24 protein-coding genes and 1 tRNA gene are annotated in these 26993 nt (G+C 63.7%); 9 read left to right on the forward strand and 16 right to left on the reverse strand.

Annotated elements, in window-relative coordinates; translation table 11 throughout:
* The first annotated feature begins 27 nt into the window (after nt 1–27).
* The 5 genes from QFZ91_RS11215 (at nt 28) to QFZ91_RS11235 (ending at nt 5379) form a co-directional block, all read left to right on the forward strand.
* Nucleotides 28–840, forward strand: coding sequence for a helix-turn-helix transcriptional regulator (locus QFZ91_RS11215; RefSeq protein WP_429567275.1), 813 nt, complete (start codon nt 28–30; stop codon nt 838–840).
* Nucleotides 841–1004: 164 nt separating this feature from the next.
* Nucleotides 1005–2411 (forward strand): argininosuccinate lyase, encoded by a 1407-nt coding sequence (argH, locus tag QFZ91_RS11220; protein ID WP_176367034.1) that lies wholly within the window; start codon nt 1005–1007, stop codon nt 2409–2411.
* A 362-nt stretch (nt 2412–2773) separates the two neighbouring features.
* Nucleotides 2774–3304 (forward strand): energy transducer TonB, encoded by a 531-nt coding sequence (locus QFZ91_RS11225; protein ID WP_176379846.1) that lies wholly within the window; start codon nt 2774–2776, stop codon nt 3302–3304.
* A gap of 368 nt (nt 3305–3672) precedes the next feature.
* Nucleotides 3673–4980, forward strand: coding sequence for an MFS transporter (locus tag QFZ91_RS11230; RefSeq protein WP_176379847.1), 1308 nt, complete (start codon nt 3673–3675; stop codon nt 4978–4980).
* Between the two features lie 219 nt (nt 4981–5199).
* Entirely contained in the window at nt 5200–5379 is a 180-nt protein-coding gene (locus tag QFZ91_RS11235; RefSeq protein ID WP_013088754.1) for a hypothetical protein, read from the forward strand.
* Nucleotides 5380–5409: 30 nt separating this feature from the next.
* Here the strand turns inward: QFZ91_RS11235 and QFZ91_RS11240 are convergent, their stop codons facing one another.
* Together QFZ91_RS11240 and waaC are read right to left on the reverse strand one after the other, a co-directional pair.
* A complete protein-coding gene (locus QFZ91_RS11240) occupies nt 5410–5541 on the reverse strand; it encodes a hypothetical protein (protein WP_255208797.1) in 132 nt (43 codons plus the stop codon).
* A gap of 510 nt (nt 5542–6051) precedes the next feature.
* Nucleotides 6052–7056 (reverse strand): lipopolysaccharide heptosyltransferase I, encoded by a 1005-nt coding sequence (waaC, locus tag QFZ91_RS11245; RefSeq protein WP_368718580.1) that lies wholly within the window; start codon nt 7054–7056, stop codon nt 6052–6054.
* A 271-nt stretch (nt 7057–7327) separates the two neighbouring features.
* On the opposite strand from waaC, the gene QFZ91_RS11250 reads away from it, so the two are divergent.
* Complete coding sequence (locus tag QFZ91_RS11250) at nt 7328–8728, forward strand: chloride channel protein (protein WP_429567276.1); 1401 nt, start codon at nt 7328–7330, stop codon at nt 8726–8728.
* Nucleotides 8729–8770: 42 nt separating this feature from the next.
* Here QFZ91_RS11250 and QFZ91_RS11255 read toward each other — a convergent pair whose 3' ends face one another.
* The 10 genes from QFZ91_RS11255 to QFZ91_RS11300 all read right to left on the reverse strand — a co-directional run bounded on the left by QFZ91_RS11255 (nt 8771) and on the right by QFZ91_RS11300 (nt 18789).
* Complete coding sequence (locus QFZ91_RS11255) at nt 8771–9082, reverse strand: YXWGXW repeat-containing protein (protein WP_429567277.1); 312 nt, start codon at nt 9080–9082, stop codon at nt 8771–8773.
* Nucleotides 9083–9352: 270 nt separating this feature from the next.
* Nucleotides 9353–9607 carry a cell division topological specificity factor MinE gene (gene minE / locus QFZ91_RS11260; RefSeq protein WP_008922443.1) on the reverse strand — a complete coding sequence of 85 codons (255 nt, stop codon included), beginning with the start codon at nt 9605–9607 and terminating at the stop codon, nt 9353–9355.
* 14 nt (nt 9608–9621) lie between these two features.
* Nucleotides 9622–10437, reverse strand: a complete 816-nt coding sequence (gene minD, locus QFZ91_RS11265; protein ID WP_013088749.1) for a septum site-determining protein MinD — start codon at nt 10435–10437, stop codon at nt 9622–9624.
* A gap of 105 nt (nt 10438–10542) precedes the next feature.
* Nucleotides 10543–11376 carry a septum site-determining protein MinC gene (gene minC, locus QFZ91_RS11270; RefSeq protein WP_176121180.1) on the reverse strand — a complete coding sequence of 278 codons (834 nt, stop codon included), beginning with the start codon at nt 11374–11376 and terminating at the stop codon, nt 10543–10545.
* Between the two features lie 212 nt (nt 11377–11588).
* The gene (locus tag QFZ91_RS11275) at nt 11589–12122 is read right to left on the reverse strand and encodes a GNAT family N-acetyltransferase (protein WP_026227959.1); all 534 of its coding nucleotides are present in this window, start codon (nt 12120–12122) and stop codon (nt 11589–11591) included.
* A 92-nt stretch (nt 12123–12214) separates the two neighbouring features.
* Nucleotides 12215–13000, reverse strand: coding sequence for a type I methionyl aminopeptidase (map, locus tag QFZ91_RS11280; protein WP_176109278.1), 786 nt, complete (start codon nt 12998–13000; stop codon nt 12215–12217).
* A 487-nt stretch (nt 13001–13487) separates the two neighbouring features.
* Nucleotides 13488–15083 (reverse strand): hypothetical protein, encoded by a 1596-nt coding sequence (locus QFZ91_RS11285; protein ID WP_176379853.1) that lies wholly within the window; start codon nt 15081–15083, stop codon nt 13488–13490.
* Nucleotides 15084–15828: 745 nt separating this feature from the next.
* Nucleotides 15829–15919 (reverse strand) — tRNA-Ser (locus tag QFZ91_RS11290).
* A 196-nt stretch (nt 15920–16115) separates the two neighbouring features.
* Nucleotides 16116–17411 carry a serine--tRNA ligase gene (gene serS / locus QFZ91_RS11295; protein WP_429567278.1) on the reverse strand — a complete coding sequence of 432 codons (1296 nt, stop codon included), beginning with the start codon at nt 17409–17411 and terminating at the stop codon, nt 16116–16118.
* Between the two features lie 64 nt (nt 17412–17475).
* The gene (locus QFZ91_RS11300; protein ID WP_176121176.1) at nt 17476–18789 is read right to left on the reverse strand and encodes a replication-associated recombination protein A; all 1314 of its coding nucleotides are present in this window, start codon (nt 18787–18789) and stop codon (nt 17476–17478) included.
* A gap of 224 nt (nt 18790–19013) precedes the next feature.
* On the opposite strand from QFZ91_RS11300, the gene cytX reads away from it, so the two are divergent.
* Nucleotides 19014–20330 (forward strand): putative hydroxymethylpyrimidine transporter CytX, encoded by a 1317-nt coding sequence (cytX, locus tag QFZ91_RS11305; RefSeq protein WP_429567279.1) that lies wholly within the window; start codon nt 19014–19016, stop codon nt 20328–20330.
* 118 nt (nt 20331–20448) lie between these two features.
* On the opposite strand, the gene QFZ91_RS11310 is transcribed toward cytX, so the two are convergent.
* From QFZ91_RS11310 to QFZ91_RS11325, 4 genes are all read right to left on the reverse strand, one after another.
* Nucleotides 20449–20637, reverse strand: coding sequence for a hypothetical protein (locus QFZ91_RS11310; protein WP_309240633.1), 189 nt, complete (start codon nt 20635–20637; stop codon nt 20449–20451).
* A gap of 203 nt (nt 20638–20840) precedes the next feature.
* A complete protein-coding gene (locus tag QFZ91_RS11315; protein WP_368718586.1) occupies nt 20841–21071 on the reverse strand; it encodes a hypothetical protein in 231 nt (76 codons plus the stop codon).
* Nucleotides 21072–21387: 316 nt separating this feature from the next.
* Complete coding sequence (lolA, locus tag QFZ91_RS11320) at nt 21388–22131, reverse strand: outer membrane lipoprotein chaperone LolA (RefSeq protein WP_429567280.1); 744 nt, start codon at nt 22129–22131, stop codon at nt 21388–21390.
* Nucleotides 22132–22281: 150 nt separating this feature from the next.
* The gene (locus QFZ91_RS11325) at nt 22282–24591 is read right to left on the reverse strand and encodes a DNA translocase FtsK (protein ID WP_429567281.1); all 2310 of its coding nucleotides are present in this window, start codon (nt 24589–24591) and stop codon (nt 22282–22284) included.
* 391 nt (nt 24592–24982) lie between these two features.
* Between QFZ91_RS11325 and trxB the strand changes: the two genes are divergently transcribed.
* Nucleotides 24983–25984, forward strand: a complete 1002-nt coding sequence (trxB, locus tag QFZ91_RS11330) for a thioredoxin-disulfide reductase (RefSeq protein WP_176109287.1) — start codon at nt 24983–24985, stop codon at nt 25982–25984.
* Nucleotides 25985–26171: 187 nt separating this feature from the next.
* Nucleotides 26172–26939 carry a Smr/MutS family protein gene (locus QFZ91_RS11335; RefSeq protein WP_429567282.1) on the forward strand — a complete coding sequence of 256 codons (768 nt, stop codon included), beginning with the start codon at nt 26172–26174 and terminating at the stop codon, nt 26937–26939.
* Nucleotides 26940–26993 lie beyond the last annotated feature (54 nt).

Genomic DNA, 26993 nt, shown 5'->3' on the forward strand with positions numbered 1-26993 from the left:
TACTCCCCTCCACGCTCAGCCGATAGCATGACGACGCCGTCCTCCGCCGATCATCCGCCGCCGCTCGACGCCACGCCGGCCCGCGCACTCGGCGACTTCATCCGCGCCCATCGCGAGCGGCTGTCGCCGCAGGCGGTCGGTCTGCCGCCAGGGCCGCGCCGCCGCACGCCCGGTCTGCGGCGCGAGGAAGTCGCGCAGTTATGCGGCGTGAGCCCGACCTGGTACACGTGGATCGAGCAGGGCCGGCCGGTGTCCGCTTCCGCCGATGCGCTCGCGCGCATCGCGGTCGCGTTGCAGCTGTCGCGCGCCGAGCGCGCATATCTGTTCGAGCTAGCCGCGCAGCGCGATCCGGCCGAGCCCGATCCCGCCGCCGCCGATGCACCCGCCACGCTGCTGCAAACCGTGCAGCTCATCGACACGCCGGCCTACGTGCTCGACCGGCAGTGGAATGCGCTCGGGTGGAACGAGCGCGCGGCCGATCTGTTCGTCGGCTGGCTCGACGGCGCGCACGACCGCAACCTGCTGCGCTTCACGTTCACCGAGCCTGCCGCGCGCGCGTTGATCGTCGATTGGGAAACGCGCGCGCGGCGGCTCGCCGCCGAGTTCCGCGCCGACTCGATCCGCCATCTGAACGATGCGCCCACGCGTGGGCTGATCGATTCGCTTTCAGCCGCGAGCGACGAGTTCGCGCGCTACTGGGCCTCGCAGGACGTCGGCGGGCGCGAGGGCGGCAGGCGCGAGTTCGACCATCCGCGCGACGGGCGCATCGTTTATGACCAGATCACGTTCAAGCCCGCGCATCGCGAAGATCTGAAGCTGGTGGTGCTGGTGCGCGAATAGGCACGCGAATAGGCCCGCGAATGGGTCCGCGATGGGCGGCAGCGCCTTGGCCGCCCTCGCCCGGTGTTAAAATCTCCGTCTTTCTTCGCTGCGGCGGCGCTTCTGCACGACTCGCGCACTCGCGTCGCCAGCCTCTTCACCGCTCGTTTTTACCGCTCAACACCATGACGTCCCAACTGCACAAAAAAGGCGAAGCCTGGTCGGCTCGCTTCTCGGAGCCGATGTCGGAGCTCGTCAAACGCTATACGTCGTCGGTCTTCTTCGACAAGCGTCTGGCGTTCGTCGACATCGAAGGGTCGCTCGCGCACGCGTCGATGCTCGCCGCGCAGAAGATCATTTCCGCCGACGACCTCGCCGCGATCGAGCGCGGCATGGCGCAGATCAAGGGTGAAATCGAGCGCGGCGAGTTCGAATGGCAGCTCGATCTCGAAGACGTGCACCTGAACATCGAAGCGCGCCTGACCGCGCTGATCGGCGACGCCGGCAAGCGCCTGCATACCGGCCGCTCGCGCAACGACCAGGTCGCGACCGACATTCGCCTGTGGCTGCGCGGCGAGATCGACCGCATCGGCGGGCTGCTCACCGAACTTCGCATAGCGTTGCTCGACATCGCTGAGCAGAACGCCGCGACCATCATGCCGGGCTTCACGCACCTGCAGGTCGCGCAGCCGGTCACGTTCGGCCATCACCTGCTCGCCTACGTCGAGATGTTCTCGCGCGATGCCGAGCGCATGGTCGACTGCCGCAAGCGCGTGAACCGTCTGCCGCTCGGCGCGGCTGCGCTCGCCGGCACCAGCTATCCGATCGATCGTCACGCCGTGGCGAAGACGCTCGGCTTCGACGGCATCTGCGCGAATTCGCTGGATGCGGTTTCCGACCGCGACTTCGCGATCGAATTCACGGCCGCATCCGCGCTCGTGATGACACACGTGTCGCGCTTCTCCGAAGAGCTGGTGCTGTGGATGAGCCCGCGCGTCGGCTTCATCGATCTGGCCGACCGTTTCTGCACCGGCTCGTCGATCATGCCGCAGAAGAAGAACCCGGACGTGCCCGAGCTCGCGCGCGGCAAGACCGGCCGCGTGAACGGTCATCTGATGGCGCTGCTCACGCTGATGAAGGGCCAGCCGCTCGCGTACAACAAGGACAACCAGGAAGACAAGGAGCCGCTGTTCGACACCGTCGATACGGTCGCAGACACGCTGCGCATCTTCGCTGAAATGGTCGCCGGCATCACGGTCAAGCCGCAGGCGATGCGCGACGCCGCGCTGCAAGGCTTCTCGACCGCGACGGACCTCGCCGACTATCTGGTCAAGCGCGGCCTGCCGTTCCGCGACGCGCACGAAGCCGTCGCGCTCGCGGTGCGCGTATGCGCCGACCGCGGCTGCGACCTCGCGGACCTGACGCTCGACGAAATGCGCAGCGAACTGCCGAACGTCGCGCATCTTATCGGCGACGACGTGTTCTCGTATCTGACGCTCGAGGGCTCGGTGGCGAGCCGCAATCATCCGGGCGGCACCGCGCCTGAGCAGGTGCTGGCCGCGGTGAAGGCAGCGCGTGCGGCGTTGAAGTAATCGATGATTGGGCAGCGCCGTGAGCCTGGGCTTGCGGCGTGGCTGGTTGAACCGAGAGCGAAAAGGCGGACCCGTTTGGCGAGTTCGCCTTTTTTGTTGCCGCGTGTAATTGGCGAATCGCAGGTAAAAGAAAGCCCGCGAGAAGCGGGCTGAAAAGACTTCCACCGATGCCTCAGCATGAGGCCATCAGAGTGTAGGCGGGTTTCGCCCGCCGACCAACGCGCGCATATTTCCGACCATTACATCCGAAAGCGAAGCGCGTCAGCGGCGCATGCGCAATGACATTCGGCGGGCGAACGCCAATTGAATCCCGCCGGTTTTTGACTACCATTCAATCAGGTTCTCCTCGCGGTTGGTCGACGATGCTCTCACGCACTTCTCCCCGTTCTGTTCCCCGTGTGGCCCCCCACTTCTTCACCGCAGCACCCAGGCATCGGCTGTTGCTCGCCGCGCTTGGTCTCGTCGCTGTGGCCGGTTGCACGATCACTCCGCTCGCGCCGCACGAAACCGTCAGCACACCGGTCGCCGCGATCAACAGCGCGACGCTCGATCAATATCGCGACGCGGTCGCACGACGAATCGTCGAGCGCAATCCGTCGTATGTGCTCCAGGGCAGGCCTCAGCCGATGCTGCGCTCGCTGGTGGTGGTGTCGTTCACGGTCGATCGTGATGGACGCATCGTCCAGTCGTCGGTGTATCGCACCAACGGCGACGACGAAGCCGAAAGCACCGCGCTCGCGTCGCTGCGCCGCTCGGCGCCGCTGCCGCTACCGCCCGGCAAGCTGCTGAACGGCCGCGGTCAGCTCGAGCTGTTCGAAGACTGGCTGTTCAACGACAACGGCAAGTTCCAGTTGCGCGAACTCGCCTCGCCGCAAGCGGAAACGTACGAATGAGCGTGCCTGGCGGGTGCGCTGACACGCGCCATCTCGCGCATCACCGCATCGGGCAGGCCACAGGTGACCTGCTCGAGTCATTGCGCATAGCTCTCAACGCACCCCTCGTTGCCGCGCAAGCTTACGCCGCCATTGCTGCGCGACGAGCGCGCTCGCTATAATTTTCCGATTCCCCGCGCCGGAGCCTTCCGGCATGGCTCACGCCGCCCGCACACCCGTCGGCGCGGCGCATGAGCCGACTGCAGTGCCGCGGCGCCACCCGCGTGCGGCGCCCAAACCTATACCTCAACGAGGATGCCGACCTCGCGCGCCGCCTTGCTAAGCAAGGCTCGGCGCGCCGCGGCCTCACGACAATTGGAGACCCCTGCATGTCCACTTCGCCGATTTCCGCGGCTCAGCCCGCAAGCGGGCAAAATAGTAGCGCGCGGATCATCTTCGCGAGCTTCATCGGCACCGCGATCGAGTTCTACGATTTCTATGTCTACGCGACCGCCGCGGCGCTCGTAATCGGACCGGTGTTCTTCCCGCATGGCTCGGCCACCGCGCAAGCGCTGTCCGCGTTCGTCACGTTCGGCATCGCGTTCGTCGCGCGACCGATCGGCTCGTTCCTGTTCGGCCACTTCGGCGATCGCATCGGCCGCAAGTCGACTCTGGTTGCGTCGCTGCTCGTGATGGGCCTGTCGACCACGCTGATCGGCTTCGTGCCGGGCTACGACGCGATCGGCAGCCTTGCACCGATCCTGCTGTGCGTGCTGCGTTTCGGCCAAGGTATCGGCCTCGGCGGCGAATGGGGCGGCGCCGCGCTGCTCGCCACCGAAAACGCGCCGGCCGGCAAACGCGGCTGGTTCGGCATGTTTCCGCAGCTTGGACCGTCGATCGGCTTTCTCGCGTCCAACGGCCTGTTCTTCGCGCTCGCCATGTCGCTCTCCGACGAGCAGTTCCGTAGCTGGGGCTGGCGCGTGCCGTTCCTCGTCAGCTCGGTGCTGGTCGCGCTCGGCCTGTACGTGCGGCTGAAGATCGCCGAGACGCCCGCGTTCCAAGCAGCGATCGAGCGCAAGGAACGCGTGCGCGTGCCGATCGCGACGCTGTTCTCGCAGCACTGGGTGCCGACCGTGCTCGGCGCGCTCGCGATGGTGGTCTGCTACACGCTGTTCTACAACGCGACGACGTTCTCGCTGTCGTACGGCGTCGGCTCGCTGCATATTCCGCGGCAGACGTTCCTCGGCCTGCTGTGCATCGCGGTCGTGTTCATGGCGATCGCGACGCCGCTGTCGGCCCGCGCGAGCGACCGCTTCGGGCGCAAGCCGGTGCTGATCGTCGGCATCATCGCGGCGATCCTGTCGGGCTTCACGATGGCGCCGCTGCTCGGCAGCGGTGAGCCGTTGCTGGTGCTGCTGTTCCTCGTAATCCAGCTGTTCCTGATGGGCGTGACGTTCGCGCCGATGGGCGCGCTGCTGCCAGAGCTATTTCCGACCAATGTGCGCTACACGGGTGCCGGCGTCGCATACAACCTCGGCGGGATTCTCGGTGCGTCGGTCGCGCCGTATATCGCGCAGGTGCTGGCCGCGCATGGCGGCTTGCCGTGGGTCGGCGCGTACGTGTCGGTCGCGGCGGCCGTGAGTCTCGTCGGCGTCCTTTGCATGCGCGAGACGCGTGACGCGAGTCTGATGAAGTGATGCAATGCGAATCGACGCAACCACGCTTGCGTCGATTCGCGTTTGCCGAAGTTCGACCGATGCCGCTCACGCGCAGTTTTTACGCGTCTGCGCCAGTATGCAACGGGCATTATTGCTTCGACGTTTCCGCTCGGCGGCCCGGGTAATCCCCCGCCTTGCGCGTCTTTTTGACTTCCCTATACTCCCTGACATAACCCTATAAAAAACAGGGAGACTCGCATGAACGTCCATCTTCACAATGCCGATATCGTGATGATCATCGCGCTGGCCTTGCTCGGCTCGCTGCTGCTCGCGCTGCGCTTCCGTCCGGCGTCATGGAAATCCATCGTCGTCGAGGCGCTGGCCGCGAACGCCGCGGCTATTGCCGCGGTGGTCGCATTCGAAATGCTGGTCGCCTGAGACCAGTGGCTCGAGGAGCTCGAGCGCGGCTTAGTGGTAGTAGCCGTGATGGTAGTAGCCACCGCCGCCGTAGTAGTAGCCCGGCGCCGGCGCAATGACGCAGCCGCCGAGCGCCGATGCCAGCAGTGCGCCGGCCACGAGAGTCAGGATCAAGCGTTTCATGTTGTTCTCCATCGAGTCGGATTGATTCGAGCGCAAACCCCGAATGACCCGATTGGACACGACGCGCGCCCCGGCGAACGTTGCGATTTGTAAGGGAAGATCACCGGGCTGTTACAGGATCGGCGCGTTGGACCGGCGTGTTCGAACGGCCTGCCCCGCTATCACCTGATCACGCCGCCCTGGCGAAAAACACCGCCTATACTCCGTTGAGCGCACTGTCGCGATAGAAGCCTTGCTGGCCGCGCCAGCGTCGCCGCAATCGAGCGGTTCAACGCGCGCCGCGCGAGCCTCGATGCACCGCGACCTACCAGCTGGCCGCCTTGTCGTGCGCGCATCGGACGCTGCGGCGTCCAACGAAAAGCGACAGTTTTAACAGACGTGTAATCGATTCCTCTCCGCCCGCTGTTCCCCGACACGGGCGTTCTTCGAGGCGCGACGATGCAGTCCCCGCCCGCAGGGGTGGACTACGTGTCGCCCCTCTTTTTCTTTTGCGCAAACGATTGCGTGAACTCAGGCGGCGGCCGATCCGTGCTGCATAGCGAGGACCGGCTCCGCCGCGTGTACATAGTCGATCGCTTCGAGCGCCGCGCTAATGGGCGGTACCGAGCGACCGTCACCGATCGAGGTCGAGCGATACGGCGTCTCGACGCCGCAATGCGATGGCGACGTCGCGACGAAGATCATCACGGTGCGCTTCTGCAGCGCATGCGCGAGGTGCACGAAGCCCGTATCGGTACCGACCACGAGCGCGCACGCGTCGATCATCTGCGCGACTTCGGTCACGCTCATTTGCGGCAGCACGGTCGCGCCCGGCACCTGTGCGGAAATCTGCAAGGCTTCAGCAAGCTCACCGTCCGAACCCCACGGCAGAACCACACGAAACCCGCGCTCGCTCAACTCGCGCCCGACAGCCACCCAATGGGTGAGCGGCCATTTCTTCTCGGCTTTCGAGGTGGCATGAAAGAGCGCCGCGACAGGCGCGTCCTGCGTCGCGAACGGCTGCGGCACGACTGCAGGAAGCCGCAGGTCGTAGATGGGCGGGCCTTCCACTTCGTAGCCGAGCGCCTCGCTAGCGCTGATGCGCATGCCGTGCCACGCGCTGCCTTGCGGGCGTGGACCGAAACGCCCGGTATAGGCGAACGAGGCGCCCCGCTCGCCCAGATCCTGAGACTGATAGCCGAAGCGCCGCGACGAGCGCGCGAGGAAGGCGATGATCGCGCTCTTGTAGACGCCGTGGATATCGATGATGTAGTCGTAGTGATACGCGCGCAGTTCGCCGATCGATGCCCAGATCGCCTTCAGATCGCTCCAGCGACGCGACTTCTTGAAGCGGCGCAGCGGCGCGCATAGCACGCGATCGACGCCCTGGCTCCACTGCACGACTGGTGCAAATGCTTCGTCCGCCGCCCAATCCACCTGAACACCAGGAAATGCGCGTTTGATATCGGCGACGACTGGCAGCGCCTGCACGATATCGCCTAGTGAAGTGACCTTGACGATTAGGATTCGCTTCATTGAGGGTCTCTTCGTTTTCCGAAGTGGAAACTATTCTAGCCGACGTTATTACCGCCCCCCTGCCAAATGGGCATTGTGCCCGGTCCGGTTTTCAATACGGCGAATTACAACAAAAGATATACGCAACAAAAGATATACGCCTGACAATCCATCGTAGTTCATTTTTCAAAAGTCTTTCACGCATTCTGGCCTGTCCCGCACGTTTTATACTGGGCCCTTTGCACGAATCGAATTCATGTCCCGGCCCTTCCCTTCCCGTTCGCACGCTGTCATGCGTCGCACGAAACGCCTGTGGCGGCAATACGGCATCTTCTGGCTCGGTGCCATCGCCGTCGGTCTGGTCGCGGTGCTCTATGCGCGTCTGATCGACTGGGGTTATGACGCGTTTCTCGATGTCCGGCAGCGATATCCGTGGGCACCGCTCGTGGTCACACCCGTGGTCGCGGCGCTCGCGGTCTGGCTCACGCGCAAGTTCTTTCGCGGCTCCGAGGGCAGCGGCATCCCGCAGGTCATCGCGACGCTGCACACGAAGCAGCGCGGGTACGGCGCGAGGCTGCTCTCGCTGCGAATTCTGCTCGGCAAGATCGGGGTATCGTTTATCGCGATTCTCGGCGGCCTGACGATCGGCCGTGAAGGACCGACCGTGCAGGTCGGCGCCGCGCTGATGTTCAATCTGCGCCGCTTCTACCCGCGCTCGAATGCGCAAATCGAACGGCAGCTCGCGCTTGCGGGCGCGGCAGCGGGTTTATCGGCGGCGTTCAATACACCGCTCGCGGGCGTTGTGTTCGCGATCGAGGAATTGACGCGCAGCTTCGAGGCCCGCACGAGCGGTGTGCTGATCACCGCGATCGTCGTTGCGGGTGTAGTCGCGCTGGGCCTGAACGGCAACTACACGTATTTCGGCACGATCAGAATCGGCGCGCATTTCCCCGATCTGCTCGCCGTCGCGGTAGTGCTCACCGCAATCGTCACGGGCATCGCGGGCGGCATTTTCGGCTGGCTGCTGCTCAACACCGCGCGCTGGATTCCGGCGCCGCTGCGTCAGTTGCACGGCGAGCGGCCGGTCGTGTTCGCCGCGCTGTGCGGCTTCGCAATCGCCGTGGTCGGCGTGATCGCGGGCGGCACGACGTTCGGCAGCGGCTATACCGAAGCGCGTGGCCTGCTGGAGGGACACGGGCAGTTGTCGGTGTTCTATCCGTTCCTGAAGATGATCGCGATGGTCGGCTCGTACCTGCCCGGCATTCCGGGTGGCATCTTCGCGCCGTCGCTGTCGATCGGCGCGGGCTTCGGCAATCTGCTGCACATGGTGTTCGATTCGATGCAGTTGCCGATGCTGATCGCGCTCGCGATGGTCGGCTATCTGGCCGCGGTCACGCAGTCGCCGATCACGTCGTTCGTGATCGTGATGGAGATGATCGACGGTCACGCGCTCGTGATTTCGCTGATGGCCACCGCGTTGATCGCGAGCCGCGTGTCGCGCCTGTTCGCACCGCCGCTTTATGAGTCGCTCGCCGAGCGCTACATGGCGCCGCTGCCGCAACCGGCGCCCGCGCCGGTGCCGGAAGTGCCCGAGGTCGAGGTGCCCGAAGCGGGAAGCGTCGACGGCGAGCCGCCCGCCGGTGATGCCGCAGACGACATCACGACGGATGCTTCCGGCTCGCCGCGTCAGTAGACGACCACGCGCGGCGCGTCGCAAGCACGATCGACGGCCGCATCAAGCCCAGTGTCCCGGTACCCAGCGATAGTTCGGACCATGCTCGATCCAGTGGCCGGGCATCCAGTGATAGCCGACGCGCTCGGCCTGCCAGTGCCCGGCGACCCACACGTAGCGGCCGTGATCCCAGCGCCAGTGACCGTGATCCCACACATAGCCGGCGCGCGCCGCGGGCACCGCTTCGAAGCGTTCGACGGGCGGCGCGGACGGCGCGACGATGACGACTTCCGCGGCCGAAGCCGAGGCCATTGCGGCGGCACCCGCGGCGATCAGAACGGTGTTGGCAAGCAGCAGGCGAAAGCTTCTGTTCATGATTTCCCTCTTAGGTTGAACACCGGATGCGGCGTTACCGGTTTAATGCGCGAGGGCGACGCGAGGCTGACGATGCGCCTGTAACGGCACCCGCTGAAGTGCAACGGTTTATTTCGACCGGGAAATGAGGAGCGCCGTGCAGGCGCGAAGAGACGGCTTCAGACAGAAGCCAGAGGAACAGCCGAACGCCGCACGCCATCGCGTCGATCCAACACCATGCAATGCGACGTCCTGCACATGATGCGAGATGGACCGCGGTCCATCGGAAGCTCAGGCCTGCGGTATTTCGATCTTGACTTCGAGCACTTCGAGATCGTCCTGACGCTCGAGACTCACGCGTATGTCGTCATCGGAAATCTTCACGTACTTCGAGATCACGGCCACCAGTTCGCGTTGCAACGCAGGCAGATAATCGGCGGGCGCATGGCCGCCGGCGCGCTCGTGCGCGATGATCAACTGCAGGCGTTCCTTCGCTACCGACGCGGACTTCTTTTTCTCGCCCAGCAAAAACGAAAGAATCGACATTACGTGCGCTCCCCTTACTTGGTGCCGAAGAGGCGCTGCAGCAGCCCGGGCTTCTGGTAATCGACAAAGCGAAGCGATTTCTGCTCGCCGAGGAAACGCGACACGACGTCCTTATAGGCTTCGGCCACATCGGTGCCGTCCAGATGCACGGCCGGCAGACCCTGGTTCGACGCGTGCAGCACCGCTTCCGACTCCGGAATCACGCCGATCAGATCGATGCGCAGAATTTCCTGGATGTCGGTCAGCGACAGCATTTCGCCTTCGCTGACGCGCTTCGGGTTGTAGCGGGTGATCAGCAGATGCTCCTTGATCGGCTCCTTGCCTTCGATCGCACGCTTGGTCTTCGACGACAGGATGCCGAGAATGCGATCGGAGTCGCGCACCGACGACACTTCCGGGTTCGTCACGATCAGCGCTTCATCGGCGAAGTGCATCGCAAGCAGCGCGCCCGACTCGATACCGGCCGGCGAATCGCAGACGATGTATTCGAAGTCCATCGCGATCAGATCGTTGATGACCTTCTCGACGCCTTCCATCGTCAGCGCGTCCTTATCGCGCGTCTGCGAAGCCGGCAGGATGAACAGGTTCTCGCACTTCTTGTCTTTGATCAGCGCCTGGTTCAGATTCGCTTCGCCCTGGATCACGTTGATCAGGTCGTACACGACGCGGCGCTCGCAGCCCATGATGAGGTCGAGGTTGCGCAGGCCGACGTCGAAGTCGATCACGGCGGTCTTGCTGCCGCGCAACGCGAGGGCCGACGCAAAGCTCGCGCTCGTGGTCGTCTTGCCCACGCCACCCTTGCCCGAAGTCACCACAATGATTTTTGCCATTACCCTTACCTTGTGTTCGTCAAATGCGTCAATTGATGCGCGGCGCGCGTCGCCCTGAAACGCCGCATGCCGAAATCGCTCGGGCAGCGCGCGTTTCTCGGCGCTTTACGTGAGCCGCAGCGGTTCGATCATCAGTTTTTCGTCTTCGAGCCAGATCTGCACCGGCTTGCCGAGCACGTCGGCCGGCAGCGGGTTCTCGGTCGTTCGATAGATGCCCGCGATCGAGATCAGTTCCGGTTCGAGACACGTACAGAAGATGCGCGCGTCGTGATTGCCCTGCACGCCGGCCAATGCCCGGCCGCGCAGCGGCGCGTAAATATGGATGTTGCCTTCCGCAATCACCTCGGCGCCATAGCTGACGAGACCGAGCACCACCAGATCGCCTTTCGCGTAGATGCGCTGGCCGGAGCGCAGCGGCTTGTCGACCACCATCGTTTGCGGCGACGTGGCGAGGCGCACCGGCTCGGCGGCGGAGGTGGGTTCGACGGCGGCGGAAGCCGTGCTGGCGGTTGCGGATGCGGTGCTGGTGGCCGCGCTCGTCCCGGCGCTTGCCTCGGTGCCTGCCGCCGCGCTTGCCGCGCTCGCCGTGCTGTCCTCATCGGCCTGTCTGGCCGGCGCGCCGCGTCGGTCGCGCGCTTCGAGCAGCGGCAATCCCGACTCCGTCGCCCACTGTTGCTCCGCATTCGCGACCACACCGACCGGACGCATGCGCACGCTGTCGAGCAGTTGCGCGATATCGGCGAGCGGCACGCGTTCGCTGTCGGCGAGACGCCGTACGTCGATCGCGACGACGTCGTTAGCGAAGAATTCGGGGGTCGCCTCGAAGCGTCGCGTCAGCTCGGCACGCATCGCATCGAGGTCGGTCGTTTTGACCACGAACATCAGCGTGTCGACAGAGCCGCTGCGCAGTTCGAAAAAGGGCGATTTCTTGGGCGACATAGCGTTCGGCAAAAAATTTTGCGTATTTTACAGGCGTACGTGCGCGCGGCCACTATTTTTCCCGGGAGAATCGGTGCTCGCGCGCGTGGGCGCGACGCGTGTCGTCGATGCTATCGACGCGCGACGGTGCGCAAGAAAAATGCTGGCGGGAAAAAGACCGTGATGAACGGACGGCGAAGACGAGCGGCACGCGCAACGCGCCGCTCGGGTGATCACTGTTGAAGCACCTGCGAGGTAGTCGGCACGTGCCGCACCAGCAGACTTTCGACCTGCTCGGGCGCGCGCTCGACGCGCCGGTGCTCGCCGGTCGGGCCAAAGCCGAGCGCCTCGTAGAAGCGCATCGCGTTGCGGTTAGTGTCGGCGACCCACGCGTAGATTTCCGTGGCGCCCGCATTCGCGAGCCAGCTGCTCGCGGTGTCGACCAGCAGTTCGCCGCCGCGCAGATGACGCACGGCCGGCGCCACCCACAATTCGCAGACGAACGCGCGGCGCGCCGCGGTGTCGTCGAAATGCGCCTCGACGAGGCCGGCCGGATGGCCCTCGGTGTAGAGCAGGAAGGTGCCGACGGACTGCGAAACCGCGTGATTCGCCGCGGTCGCGTCGAAACTGGCGGCATCGGCCGACAACGCATCCTCGAGCGTCGCGCCGAACGCATATGGCGCCTCCCGCAGCGAGGCGGTGCGGAGTTCGCGAAAAACGGCGCCCTGATCAGCAGTGATGCGGCGAACGGTCAATGACGGACTCATGCAGACGAAAACCCCTGGAAACCCTAACGCGTAGCTTTAACCGAACTGGCCGGCGAGTCAAATTTATTATTGACCAGAATATGCGATGCCGCTCACGGTGCGTCGTAGTCGCCGGTGCCGTCCGGCCACGGCGTCAGCAGTTCATAGCCGTCGTCGGTCACGGCGACCATGTGTTCCCATTGCGCCGACAGCGAGCGGTCCTTCGTGATCACGGTCCAGCCGTCGCGCTGCACCGACGTGCCGGCGCGGCCCGCGTTGATCATCGGCTCGATCGTGAAGACCATGCCCGGCTTCAGGCGAACGCCCTGCCCCGGCTGGCCGTAGTGCAGCACCTGCGGGTCCTCGTGATAGATCTTGCCGATGCCGTGCCCGCAGTAGTCGCGCACGATCGAGAAGCCCTCGCGCTGAGCAACCTTCTGGATCGCGTGGCCGACGTCGCCGAGCGTCGCGCCCGGTTTCACCTCGCGGATGCCGGCCACCATCGCCTCGTAGGTCGTGTCGATCAGCGCACGCGCGACCGTGCTCGGCTGGCCGACGCAGTACATGCGGCTGGTGTCGCCGAAATAACCGTCCTTGATGATCGCGACATCGATGTTGATGATGTCGCCGTCCTTCAGGATCTCGCCGCGATTCGGAATGCCGTGGCACACGACATGGTTCACCGACGTGCAGACGGTCTTCGGAAAGCCCAGATAGCCGACGTTGGCCGGAATCGCCTTCTGCGTATGGACGATGTAGTCGTTGCACAGCGCGTCGAGGTCGTCGGTCGAGACGCCTGCCTTGACGTGCTCGCCGATCATTGCCAGCACATCGGCCGCGAGGCGGCCTGCAATGCGCAGCTTCGCGATATCGTCGGGAGTCTTGTAGGTAATGGCCATGAATTCAGTCGATGTGAGTCGCGGGTCAAACGCGAGATGACCCGCCGCGCCCGAAAGCCCGGCGGCCCGCAACCGCCGCTCGATGGGCGATTTCGGGCAATTGTACAGAGGATCGCGGAGGGACCCCGAGCAAACCGGCTGAAAAGATGCTCGGAAGGCGGCGGCGCTAGCGGGGCGATTTCGGGCTCGCGCCCGAATCAGAGTGACCCCGTTCGTGCGTGGTGGGGCTTGCCCGGCCTGCGGGTTCACATGGACTTGCGGCGAAAAGGCTCGAATCTTCGTCGAGCCATGCAACGCCCATCGTTCGGTTTCCCGAACTAAATGGTGGGTCCGCTCGGCTTCGCGGTCGTCGCCGGGCGCGTTGAGGAAGGTGATGGAGGGTTTCGAGTCGGATGAGGCGCCCACCCCTTCGCCTCGATACGCTGAGGCAAGGGGTCGGGCGCGATTCTTACCGACGCTCAGGCTTGCTTGCGTCGATATCTGCGGCTTAGTTGTCGGGATTCGCCGCCGTGAAGCTTTGGAACGCACTGTACGCCGGATTCAACGGTGTGCCGTTTTTCATGATGCCGAACGTCTCGTCGCCGCTATCGAGCACGTAATACATGACGCCCTGGATATTGTGCGTCTTGCGATTCTGATAGAACTCGCCGAGCTTGGTCGTGATGTAGTTCCCGCGATAGGTCTCGTCTCGTTCCGGTCCGGTGTTCCACTCGGTGATGAGGAACGGCACGCCGTAACGGGCCTTGCAATAGGTCGGCAGATCGAAGCCAGGTTGAGCGCCGTCCGCACCGAGGGAGAACACGTCGCCATACACCTCATAGTTGTGCCACGTGGTGATATCCCAGCGCACGGTCGGGTGGCCGCCGCTACCATCGGGCTGCATACCTTCCCACAGCGCGTCCGCTGCGCCGACATCGTTCACGCAGAAGTTGATGCCGCATTTCGCGTTGGACTGAACCGACTTCACGCCGTCGATCATGCCGCGCATCACGCCGCGCATCGCCGGCCAGTTCGCGTTGTTGAAGTCCGACGCCTTCGTGCCCGCACTGGTGAAGTCCAATACGGTGGCGTTCGTGCGCGTCAACTCGTTGCCGCATTCGTATATGGTCACGCCATACGGCTTCAGTGCGTTCGCGATGCCTTGGGCGACCGAGTAACCCTGGTTGTAAGCGGCACTCTCGTTGGCGAACACGTTGCCATTGGAGTCGTAGACGCCCTGATTGATCAGCACGATCAACGTCATGCCCGCCGACTGGAAAGCCTGCGCAAGCCCGATCAGTGCGTTCAGCTGGTTCGAAGTGTTGGTGCAGCCCACGCGATAGCTGGTGCAGCCCATGCCCTTCAGGATCGACACGACCTGTTGAGGCGTGTAGGTGTAGTCGAAGTGGCCGTTCATGCCGTAGAACATGCCCGCGGCCGGTGCGATCGCGGTGCGCGGATCGCTACATGGCAGCCAATGACCGGCGGTCTCGTTGTTCACGTAGAACTGGCCACCCGTGCCGCAATGCCAGATCTTGCCGCCGTACCACAACAGCAGCGAGACGTTGTACGTGTTGCCTACGGGCGCCCCATTGCAGAGAATGACACCGTTGTTCACCGTCCAGATGTTGTTGGATTTGTCGATGATGTACGACGAACCGGGGATCGTGGTGCCATCAGCCGAGGTGCCACCGAGGCGCGGGTCGATGCAACCTTTCCAGCCCGAGCCCGTCCATTGGTAGAACTGACCACCCGTGCCCTCGTGATAGATCACGCCGGCGTAAAACAGGACCATCTGCACGTTGTAGGTGTTGCTTGCCGGCGAACCGTTGCAGTAGACCGAGCCACCGACACCTCCGGACAGCGTCCAGACGTTGCCGGAGTTGTCCGTGATGGACGAGGCGGGCGGAATCGAGACACTGTTCGGATCGCTCGTCTTTGCGACGGCCGTTTTGGAAGCCGCGGTACCGGAAGCGCCGGTTGCTGCGGCAGCAGCGGCAGTCTTGTCGTCCGCGGTGCCGGATCCACCGCCACCACATGCGGCCAAAAGATAACTTGCGCTCAGGGCCGTGAGACCCCCAATGAATTGACGTCGTTTTATCATCGCAGAGTAATTCCAAATGTCGGGAAAATTCCCGATAAAAAGACCAAAGGTGAATTCGCTGTGATTCGGACGGACAATGCATAAGGATTCGATGCAAATGAATTTGCATTCCTTAAAAACATTTGTCCTGAAGTGCCGTGGAACGCACGTCTGTGATGTCCGATTGAACCGATGCTCGCGAAGAGGCTCCTCGCGGTGGTCCAGATTGACAATGCTGGTGCGCGTCAGTCCGCAAACGTTTGCCTTGCGAACCTTTTACCGATTACTGCCGCAACTCTTGTCTTACAGGAAAATTCTTCCCGTAAAAGCTGCTGACGGCGTAAATCGTACCCTGAACGAATGACCGAGCCCAGCCAAAAATCGTATTTATTTGTAAAAAAAGGCAGATCTTGCGGAGATGTGTTGGGTCCGCGAAGATTCGCACTTTAAGAAGTCGATCGGGGGGCGGGTCGCCCGCAAATTTTCTTACTTCGACCCCTTATAGCGCGCGACGGCCATATCCCGAATATGTCCCCGCAAATGAATGAGAAGACAGCGCAGCAGGTATCGCTTAAGGTATTTGTATGGAAATCGGATGAAAAAGACCCACGAGCAACGAATAGCTCATGTACAAAAAATTGAAACAATGGATTTCGCCAATAGAAATGATGATGCTTGAACAACATCGGATTGCCTTGGCAAAACAATTCGAAAAGCCAAAACAAAAAACCCCTTGATCTCGGTGAAATCAAGGGGTTTCAGAATTTGGCGGAAAGGGTGGGATTCGAACCCACGGTACGGGGAAACCGTACGCCTGATTTCGAGTCAGGTACATTCGACCACTCTGCCACCTTTCCGGGTATTCCAACTCGCTGCTGCTTCGTCGGATCCAAGCGGGCCGTTGCTTGGGAGAAAAAGATTATAAAACAGCTTGAATCAGTTTTCCAAGCCCCTCGACGAAAAAACTTCCAAATTTTTTCGAGAGGCCGGGGTGCCGGCAGCGGCACCGTCAGACACGCGACGATACCGCGCCTGCGCACATGCCGGTGACGCTCAGGCCGCCGGCACGTCCAGCCGCTCCACGCCGCCGAGGTAAGGCCGCAGTGTCGCCGGCACCGTCACCGAGCCATCGGCGTTCTGGAAGTTCTCTAGCACCGCGACGAGCGTGCGGCCAACCGCGAGACCCGAGCCGTTCAGCGTATGCACGAGCTCCGGCTTGCCCTGCGCGTTTCGGAAACGCGCCTGCATGCGTCGCGCCTGGAACGACTCGGTATTCGAGCAGCTCGAAATCTCACGATAGGTGTTCTGCGCGGGCAGCCATACTTCGAGGTCATAGGTTTTCGCTGCGGAGAAACCCATGTCGCCGGTGCACAGCGTGATCACGCGATACGGCAGTTCGAGCTTCTGCAGAATCGCCTCGGCATGGCCGACCATCTGCTCGAGCGCGTCGTACGATGCGTCAGGAGCGACGACCTGCACCATCTCGACCTTGTCGAACTGATGCTGGCGGATCATGCCGCGCGTGTCGCGGCCGTACGAGCCCGCCTCCGAGCGGAAGCACGGCGAGTGCGCAGTCAACTTGATCGGCAGTGCGTCCGCTTCGACGATGCTCTCACGCACCGTGTTGGTCAGCGAAATTTCCGAGGTCGAGATCAGATACTGGGTGACCGTGCTTTCACCGCCGCCCTTCTCGACGCGGAACATATCGTCCGCGAACTTCGGCAGCTGGCCAGTGCCGTACAGGATGTCCGGATTCACGATGTACGGCGTGTATATCTCGGTATAGCCGTGTTGCTGCGTGTGCGTGTCGATCATGAACTGTGCGAGCGCGCGATGCAGCCGCGCAATCTGGCCGCGCAGCATCGTGAAGCGCGCGCCCGACAGCTTCGCGCCTGTCTCGAAGTCGAGGCCAAGCGGCGTGCCGACGTCCACGTGATCCTTGACTTCGAAGTCGAACTGTCGCGGCGTGCCCCAGCGGCGCACTTCGACGTTATGGGCTTCGTCGTTGCCGACCGGCACGCTTTCGTGCGCGAGATTCGGCACGCCGAGCAGCAGATCGGACAGACGCTTCTGGATGTCTTCGAGCTTGACCGCCGACGCCTTCATCTCGTCGCCGATGCCGCTCACTTCGGCCATTACCGCCGACGTATCTTCGCCACGCCCTTTCATCGCGCCGATCTGCTTCGACAGGCTGTTGCGGCGCGCCTGCAGTTCTTCGGTACGGGTCTGGGTATCGCGGCGTTCCGCTTCGAGCGCGGTGAAGGCCGCGACGTCGAGGGTATAGCCGCGGTCGGCGAGGCGTTTGGCGACGCCGTCGAGGTCTTTGCGCAGCAACTGGATGTCGAGCATGGGATGGGACGGATGTTCGTTGTATGAAACCGCGATTTTAACGCACCGGCCAAGGCGAAACGCCTCAAGCCTTCTTCGGCTTGTTCTCGGCGCGCCACCGCGCATCGAGCTCGCCAAGCCGCGCGAGCTTTTCGCCGATCTTGCCTTCGAGGCCACGCGGCGTCGGCTCGTACCAATGCGGCTCGCGCATGCCGTCCGGAAGATAGGTCTCGCCGGCCGCGTACGCATCGGGTTCGTCGTGCGCATAGCGATAGTCGTGGCCGTAGCCGAGTTCCTTCATCAGCTTCGTCGGCGCGTTGCGCAGATGCACCGGTACCGCGCGCGACTGGTCCTTGCCGACGAAACGCCGCGCCTCGTTGTACGCGTTGTATCCCGCATTCGATTTCGGCGCGACCGCCAGATAGATGATCGCCTGCGCGAGCGCGAGTTCGCCTTCGGGCGAGCCGAGACGCTCGTAGGTTTCGGCGGCGTCGAGCGTGATGCGCGCGGCGCGTGGGTCCGCGAGGCCGATGTCTTCCCACGCCATACGCACGATGCGACGCGCCAGATAGCGCGGGTCGGCGCCGCCGTCGAGCATGCGGCAGAACCAGTACAGCGCGCCGTCCGGGTTGCTGCCGCGCACCGATTTATGCAGCGCGCTGATCTGATCGTAGAATGCGTCGCCGCCCTTGTCGAAGCGGCGTAGATTTTCCGCGAGCGCGCTGCCCAATAACGCGCCGTCGATTTCGGTGGTCTTCTGCTGCGCGGCCGCGCGCGCGACGATCTCGAGGTTGTTCAACAGCTTGCGGCCGTCGCCGTCGGCGGAGCCGATCAGCGCGGCGCGCGCTTCGTCGGTGAACGCGAGGCCGCCGAGTTCTTTTTGCGCGCGCTCGAGCAACTCGCGCTGTTCGTCGTCTGTCAGGCTCTTCAGCACGTAGACCGCGGCGCGCGACAGCAGCGCGCTGTTGACCTCGAACGATGGATTCTCGGTCGTCGCACCGACGAACACGAACAGGCCCGACTCGACGTGCGGCAAGAACGCGTCTTGCTGGCTCTTGTTGAAGCGATGCACCTCGTCGACGAACACCAGCGTCTGATGGCCGTTCGCGCGATGGATCTGCGCGGTCTCGACCGCCTCGCGGATATCCTTCACGCCCGACAGCACCGCGGACAACGCGATGAACTGCGCGTCGAACGCATCGGCCATCAGCCGCGCGAGCGTGGTCTTGCCGACGCCGGGCGGGCCCCAGAGGATCATCGAATGGGCCTCGCCCGATTCGAACGCGACCCTGAGCGGCTTGTTCGGACCGAGCAGATGCGACTGGCCGATCACTTCGTCGATATTGCGTGGCCGCAGGCGTTCGGCGAGCGGAACATTGGCACGGGTTTCTTCAAACATGACGTTTTGGGGATAATCTCGGCTTTCCGGGTACGCGCCGCGTTCGAGCGGCGCCGCGCAGGACAAGCGCAAAGCCCGCGCACGGCCGCAAGCAGAGGCAACAACGCGGGCAACGTCCTGCATTATGACAGTGACGGCGACCGCGCGATGGCCGACCCGGCGCGCCGACAGCGCATAAATTCACAGCAGAGCTTCACCGCACCACCAGGAGGAACACACATCAGATGGCTCAAGATTCTGTCGCCGGCCAAGCCGGCTCCACCTACGCGCCGCTCTCGCCGGTGCCCGACGCGCGCCGCGCGTTCCGTACCGGCGACGCGTTCGCGCTGTGGTTCTCGCTCGGCATCGGCCTGCTCGTCGCCCAGGCGGGCGCGCTGCTGGTGCCTGGGCTGTCGCTGCCGCATGCGCTCGTCGCGATCCTGCTCGGCAGCGTGATCGGCGTCGTGCTGCTCGCGCTCGCGGGCGTGATCGGCACGGACACCGGGCTCGCGGCGATGTCGTCGCTGCGTCCGACGCTCGGCGTGCGCGGCGCGTCGGTGCCGGCCGTGCTGAACATGGTGCAACTGGTCGGCTGGGGCTCGTTCGAGGTGATCGTGATGCGCGATTCCGCCGATGCGCTCGCGAAGCAGGCTTTCGGCCTGTCGATGCCGCTCGTGTGGACCGTGATCTTCGGCCTGCTCGCAACCTTGCTCGCAATCAGCGGCCCGCTGTCTTTCGTGCGGCGCTTTCTGCGCAAGTGGGGGATCTGGCTGCTGCTCGCGGGCGCCGCGTGGCTCACGTGGAACCTGCTCGCGCGCCACAATCTCGCCGATCTGATGCAGCGTCCCGGCACCGGCGAGATGTCGTTCGGCGGCGCGGTCGACCTCGTAGTCGCGATGCCGCTGTCGTGGCTGCCGCTGATCGCCGACTACACGCGCTTCGGCCGCCGTGCCGGCGAGACGTTCCGCGGCACGCTGTACGGCTACGGCATCGCGAACATCTGGTTCTATGCGCTCGGCGCGGTCTATGGCCTCGCGGCCGGCGGCGGCGATGCATTGCTGACCGGCGCGCTCGCGCAAGCAGGCGGCGGGTTTGCGCTGCTGCTGATCCTGATCGACGAAATCGACAATGCGTTCGCCGATATCCACTCGGCCGCGGTGTCGACCGGCACGTTCTGGACACGCGTGAGCGTGCCGTTGCTGTCGGCCGCGTTCGGCGCGCTGTGCACGCTGATCGCGCTGCTCGTGCCGATGGCGAAGTACCAGAATTTCCTGCTGTTGATCGGCTCGGTATTCGCGCCTCTGTTCGGCGTCGTGCTGATGGATCACTTCATCGTGCGCAAGCGTCGCATCGATGCCGCGGTGCTCGCCGATGTGCGCGGCCGCTACGGCTTCTCGGGCGGCTGGCACCTGAGCGCGTTCGTCGCATGGGCGATCGGCATCGCCTCGTACCAGGTGATCAATCAATGGCTGCCGAATCTTGGCGCGACGCTGCCGTCGCTCGCGATCGGTGCGGCGTGCTACTACGTCTTCGTATCGGCGCGCAAGACTGCGTATGCATGAGCGCATTGATCTGAGCGCGTTGCGTTAGACGCGGCTGCCAGAAAGTAACAAAGACCTGCAGTGCAATTGCAGGTCTTTTTTATGACCTGAAACTACCAGCCGCTGTTCGCGCCGCCGGCTATTTTTTCGCGGCTTTGCGCCGACGCGATTCGACCTTTCGACACAGGTCCGTGAGCAGCCAACGGGCGACGGTCTCGGGCCGGTTCGGTGCGTACGACGCGAATTTGCTCTCGTTCGCGAAGTGGACAACGACGGTGCCCGTCATGACGCGATAGGTTCCGGCATAGTTCACGCCGTCCAGTTCCACGCTGAGCACGTGGGTGGTTTCATATTCCGCGAAAGTCAAAGTAAGAGCGATATCTCAAAATGAGACATTATCGCTACGATTTTTCGGAAATCAAAAAAGATATGCAATTCGTTGCATATGAAAGTACTACCGACAGGTAACCATTGCGGTTTTCACCGGCGATCGAAATAATGTGCACGTTATATGCATAAAAATCTAGGGCGTTATTGCCGTTCGAGGGAAACCGATGGCTCGTCGGCAAAACGTTCAAGCGCGCGATTGCCTTCCCGATGGGCTTCGGCCTCATCGCTAAAGGTTTTTTCGCTGTATGCCACGACCTTGAAACCACTTCCGGCCGACCGTGGAACCGTGATTCCCCAATGCCATCCGCCCTCCTGCTCGAATACATGGAGGGACGGGGACAAGCGTAACTCGTGTGAAGAAGACAATCTCATGACATGCCTCACCTTTCCAGACATTCGAAGCGACAACCTGCTTCAATCAGTTTAGGCGTTATTTTGTTGCGTTGCAGCAAAAAATTGTTAGGGACTGCGCGCCCAATCTTGGAAATGATCGTACGCGCTAACCCAGCCGATCAGCGATGCCGGTCTTTGCAGTCTCGCACTAAATCATTACGTCTGCCGGCACGACGATTTGATTTTTCATCGCGGCACAGAGCGCGCATCTTGAGCAATCCACGCGCCACGTGCCGCGCACAATAAAAAAAGCCGCGCTCGACAAGCGCGGCTTCGCCGGCGCGCACCGCGCGATTCACCCGTTGATCACATCCGCGCCCTTCGGCACCGTAAACTTGAATGCATCGGACGGCAGTGGCGGATTTTTCTGGATGTTCGAGAACGTCAGCAGCGTGACGTTACCGAACACGTCGTGCAATTCCATCGCTTCCAGATTGCCGTCCTTGAAGCCGATGCCGACGCGCTCGAACTGCGTGTCCTTCGCCTTCGGCGTCAGTTCGAGCCAGTCGATGCCGGCTTTCATGCCCGCGTCGCGCAGCGTGAAATTCTTCTCCAGGTCGTTGCTGCCGAACAGGATCGCCGCCGGGCTCGCGCCGAGCGCGTTGCCGAGCGCGCGCACCGTCACCTGGTTCAAATCCTTGTCATAGACGAAGAGCTTGTCGCCGTCCGCCTGCAACAATTGCGAGTAGGGCTTCTCGTATTGCCAGATGAACTTGCCGGGGCGCGCGAACATGAACGTGCCGCTCGAGGTGGTCGGCTTGCCCGGGTTCGCGGTGGACAGCGCGCCGCTCGCGCCCTGCGCCTTGCTCGGCGCGCGCACTTCCTGTTGCACGAAGGTGCCGCGCGCCGAATGGACCTGCGAGACGAAGGCCTTCAGTTGCTCGGTGCCGCTCGCGAACGCGTGCGACGCGACGAGCAGCGACGCACCGATCGCGACACTGCCGGCGGCGCGCGCGATCTTGCGCATGCCGCGGCACACGCGCTCGCCGAGGCGGCCCGCTCGACGCTGTCGGGCATCCTGCCGCGCGATTGCTTGCATAGGTATTTCTCCGTTGAATGAATTCGGTGATGGGCTGTGCCGGGTCGCCGCCCTCGCTGACACAAAGGGACTGGCCCGGCGTCGAGCCGCAATAGCGCACAGGGCGGTATACGCAGCGGCGCTCGCAATAGCCGCAATGACTTGTTGCGGCTATTCCGCTTCGCGCGCCGGCGCCAGAATCTCGCGATTGCCGTTCGACGACATCGCCGACACCACGCCCGAATTCTCCATCTGTTCGAGCAGACGCGCCGCCCGGTTGTAGCCGATGCGCAGGTGCCGCTGCACCAGTGAAATCGACGCGCGGCGGTTCTTCAGCACGACGTCGACCGCCTGGTCGTATAACGGGTCCGACTCGCCTTCGGTGGACGCGGTTCCCGCCGAGCCTTCGTCGCCCTCGCCGCTCACGCCGCCTTCGAGAATGCCCTCGATATAGTTCGGCTCGCCCTGCTCCTTGAGCTTGTCGACGACGCGATGCACTTCGTCATCCGATACGAACGCGCCGTGCACACGCACCGGCAAACCAGTGCCCGGCGGCAGATACAGCATGTCGCCCATGCCGAGCAGCGACTCGGCGCCCTGCTGGTCGAGAATCGTGCGCGAATCGATTTTCGACGACACCTGGAATGCCATCCGGGTCGGCACGTTGGCCTTGATCAAGCCGGTGATCACGTCGACCGACGGACGCTGCGTCGCGAGTATCAGATGGATGCCGGCCGCGCGCGCCTTCTGCGCGATTCGCGCGATCAGCTCTTCGACCTTCTTGCCGACGACCATCATCAGGTCGGCCAGTTCGTCGATGACGATCACGATGTTCGGCAAACGCGTCAGCGGTTCCGGATCGTCCGGCGTCAGGCTGAACGGATTCGGCAGCTTCTCTTCGCGTTTGGCGGCTTCGTCGATCTTGTTGTTGTAGCCGGCGAGGTTACGCACGCCAACCTTGCTCATCAGCTTGTAGCGGCGCTCCATCTCGGCGACCGCCCAGTTCAGCGCGTGGCCCGCCTGACGCATGTCGGTGACGACCGGACACAGCAGATGGGGAATGCCTTCGTAGACGCTCATTTCGAGCATCTTCGGATCGATCAGGATCATGCGCACCTGCTCGGCGCTCGCCTTGTACAACAGCGACAGGATCATCGCGTTGATACCGACCGACTTGCCCGAACCGGTCGTGCCGGCGACGAGCAAATGCGGCATCTTCGCGAGGTCCGCGCACACCGGCTTGCCGCCGATGTCCTTGCCGAGACCCATCGTGAGCGGCGACGCGGCATCCGCATACACGGTCGAGCCGAGAATTTCGGACAGGCTCACGGTCTGACGGCGCTGGTTCGGCAGCTCCAACGCCATGTAGTTCTTGCCCGGAATCGTTTCGACGACCCGGATCGACACGAGCGACAGCGAACGCGCGAGGTCCTTCGCGAGGTTGACGATCTGACTGCCCTTCACACCGGTGGCCGGCTCGATTTCATAGCGCGTGACGACCGGGCCCGGATACGCGGCGACCACGCTCACTTCGACGCCGAAGTCCTTCAGCTTCTTCTCGATCAGGCGCGACGTAAATTCGAGCGTGTCCGCGGAAATGGTTTCCTGCGCGGCGGGCGCGGGGTCGAGCAACGAGATGGGCGGCAGCGTGGAGTCGCCGGGCAGATCGGTGAAGAGCGGCACCTGGCGCTCCTTCTCGACACGCTCCGACTTCGCCGGCGTAGCGAGCGGCGGCACGATCACCACGGGCTCGTGCTCCTCGATGCGCACGCGGCCCTTCTCGACCTTGCCTTCGCGCTTCACGGCGGCCGCTTCGCCGAGCTTGCGATCGAGCCCGGCCTCGCGGCGCAGCTTCGCGAACGTCACCGCGGAAATGATGGATTCGCCGACCTTCTCCGCGACCGACAGCCACGAAAACCGGAAGTACAGCGACAACCCGATCCCCAGACCGAGCAGCAGCGCGAGCGTGCCGCCGGTGAAGCCGAGCGCATGCGAGATGCCGCGCGCGACGGCCTCGCCGATCACGCCGCCCGGCGCGCGCGGCAACTGCACTCTCAGCGACCACATGCGCAGCGCCTCGAGGCCGTTGCACGACAGCAGCACGAGCATGAACGCGAACGCGTCCGCGAGCCAGCTGACGCCGCGCGGCGCGGCGTCGTCCTGCGGCTCTTCGTTGCGGGTGATGCGCCTGTAGTTCGCGGAGATGTGGCGGCCGAGCAGCACGATCCACCAGTAGGCGGACAGGCCGAACAGCAGCAGCAGAATGTCCGAGGTCCACGCGCCGACGCGGCCCGCCCAGTTCGAAATATGGTCGACCTGCGCGGCATGGGTCCAGCTCGGGTCGTGCCTGCTGTAGCTGACGAGGGACATCAGCAGGAACACGCCGAGGGCCACCTGCAGAATCCAGCGGATTTCGGTGAAGAGGCGCGACATGCGGTGCGGCAATGCCTGCGCGCTCGCGGTATAGGGAGCTTTTGCCATTGATCCTGTTGCCTGGGGTAGCCGGTTCAGGCTGAAACTGCCACCGGGAACGCGGCCCGAGCCGCGCCGCGCGCGGCTTCGGGCCCGATCCCGGCTACCGGAAACTTCGATCCGGGCTATTGTAAACGCTGTGTCCCGCGCGATGCTGTAAATGACGGTAACTTGGCGGTTTGACCACAAATGGATGAGCGACGCGCGCTGAATTCGTCGTATCGCGCCGCGTGCTCGCACCGAGCGCCCACGCCGCCACGCTATCGCGGCGATCAGAAAGCTTGATGGCGCAGCCGTAGGCCCCGCCCTTTATAATGCCGGTCTGATACCCATCTACAGTTTCAGTTCAAAAACGCACGGCTACGCAATGGCGAGCCGCGCGCCGTACAAGGATTCGATCATGCCCGCAACTGCAACGAAACACGCCAAGGTTCTGATTCTCGGTTCCGGCCCCGCCGGCTACACGGCGGCGGTTTACGCGGCGCGCGCCAACCTCGCGCCGGTACTCGTCACCGGCCTCGCGCAAGGCGGCCAGCTGATGACCACGACCGACGTCGAAAACTGGCCCGCCGACGCCAACGGCGTGCAAGGCCCGGAACTGATGGCGCGCTTCCTCGAGCACGCCGAGCGCTTCAACACCGAGATCATCTTCGACCACATTCACACGGCGAAGCTCGATGAGAAGCCGATTCGCCTGATCGGCGATTCGGGCGAATACACGTGCGACTCGCTGATCATCTCGACGGGTGCATCGGCGCAATATCTCGGCCTGCCGTCGGAAGAGGCGTTCATGGGCAAGGGCGTGTCGGCCTGCGCCACCTGCGACGGCTTCTTCTATAAGCAGCAGCACGTCGCCGTGATCGGCGGCGGCAATACGGCCGTCGAAGAGGCGCTGTATCTCGCCGGCATCGCGAAGAAGGTCACCGTGATCCATCGCCGCGACAAGTTCCGCGCCGAGCCGATCCTGATCGACCGTCTGCTCGCGAAAGAGAAGGAAGGCGTCGTCGAGATCAAGTGGAACCATGTGCTCGAAGAAGTAACCGGCGACGCCTCCGGCGTCACCGGCCTGCGCATCAAGCACACGCAGACTGGCGAGACCACCGACATCGCGCTGCAGGGCCTGTTCGTCGCGATCGGCCACAAGCCGAACACGGACATCTTCGAAGGTCAGCTCGAGATGAAGAACGGCTACATCATCACCAAGGGTGGCCTGAACGGTTTCGCGACCGCGACGAGCGTGCCGGGTGTGTTCGCCGCCGGAGACGTGCAGGACCATATCTATCGCCAGGCGATCACGAGCGCGGGCACCGGCTGTATGGCCGCGCTCGATGCACAGCGCTATCTCGAGACCATCAACGAGATGGCCGGCGAGCACGCGATGAGCGCGGAAGCGGACCGGTAATCCGCTGATCCGCGGCGCCATACGGCGACGCGATGTCGCGACAAGGGTCGCGACAGTAAAATGACGGTAGCGCGCAGCGCAGCCGTCATTGGCTCACGAAGGCCGCGGCTGCAATGCCGGCGGCCTTTGTCGTTTTTGCCGCCTCAGCTTCGCACCACCCACCGACCTCTCCGCCTGTATTGCCGACATGCCGAAGAATCAGCCCCATCCGAACGAGCCGAAACGCCCGCAAGCCGCCCCGCGCCCCGCACCTGAAACAGCTGCGCCCGCCGTTGCGCCGAAGCTCGATCGCGCGTCCGGGCTCGCCGGACTCGGTGCGTTGCGTGAAGCGTTGAAGGGTGACGCCGAGCGACGCGAGCGCGAACAGGCGGCGGCGCGAGCGGCGCAGCGCGAAGCAGCCGCCGACGCCGATCTGTTCCGCCGCGAGATCGGCGAAGTCGCGCCGCTCGCGATTCCGCCACGTGCGACGCTCACGCGCAATCCCCCGCCGCCGCTGCCGGTGCAGACGCTGCTCGATCAGGAAGCGGTGCTGCACGAAGCGATTTCCGATGAGTTCGACCCCGAAGTGCTCCTCGAAACCGACGAAACGCTGTCGTATTGCCGCCCCGGCGTGAGCCGCGACGTCGTGCGCAAGCTGCGGCGTGGCGACTGGATCGTGCAGGCGCAGATCGACCTGCACGGCATGCGGCGCGAGGAAGCACGCGAGGCGCTCGCGGAATTCATCCGCGAATCGGTCAAGCGCGGCCTGCGCTGCCTGCGCGTGATTCACGGCAAGGGTTTGGGGTCGATCGGCAAGGAGCCGGTGCTTAAGGGCAAGGTGCGCGCCTGGCTCGTGCAGAAAGCCGAAGTGATCGCGTTCTGTCAGGCGCGCCCGCATGACGGCGGCGCCGGCGCGGTGGTCGTGCTGTTGCAGCCGGGGTCGTTGCCGCCGCATGGGACAAACCTGAAGGTCTGAGGTCGATTTTTTCGGCCGTCGTTCGTCGTGGGGTAAACGGCCACCCTGGCCGTC

Origin of the sequence: Paraburkholderia sp. JPY419, from assembly GCF_050435705.1 — a bacterium.
GTDB classification, from domain to species: Bacteria; Pseudomonadota; Gammaproteobacteria; order Burkholderiales; family Burkholderiaceae; genus Paraburkholderia; species Paraburkholderia youngii.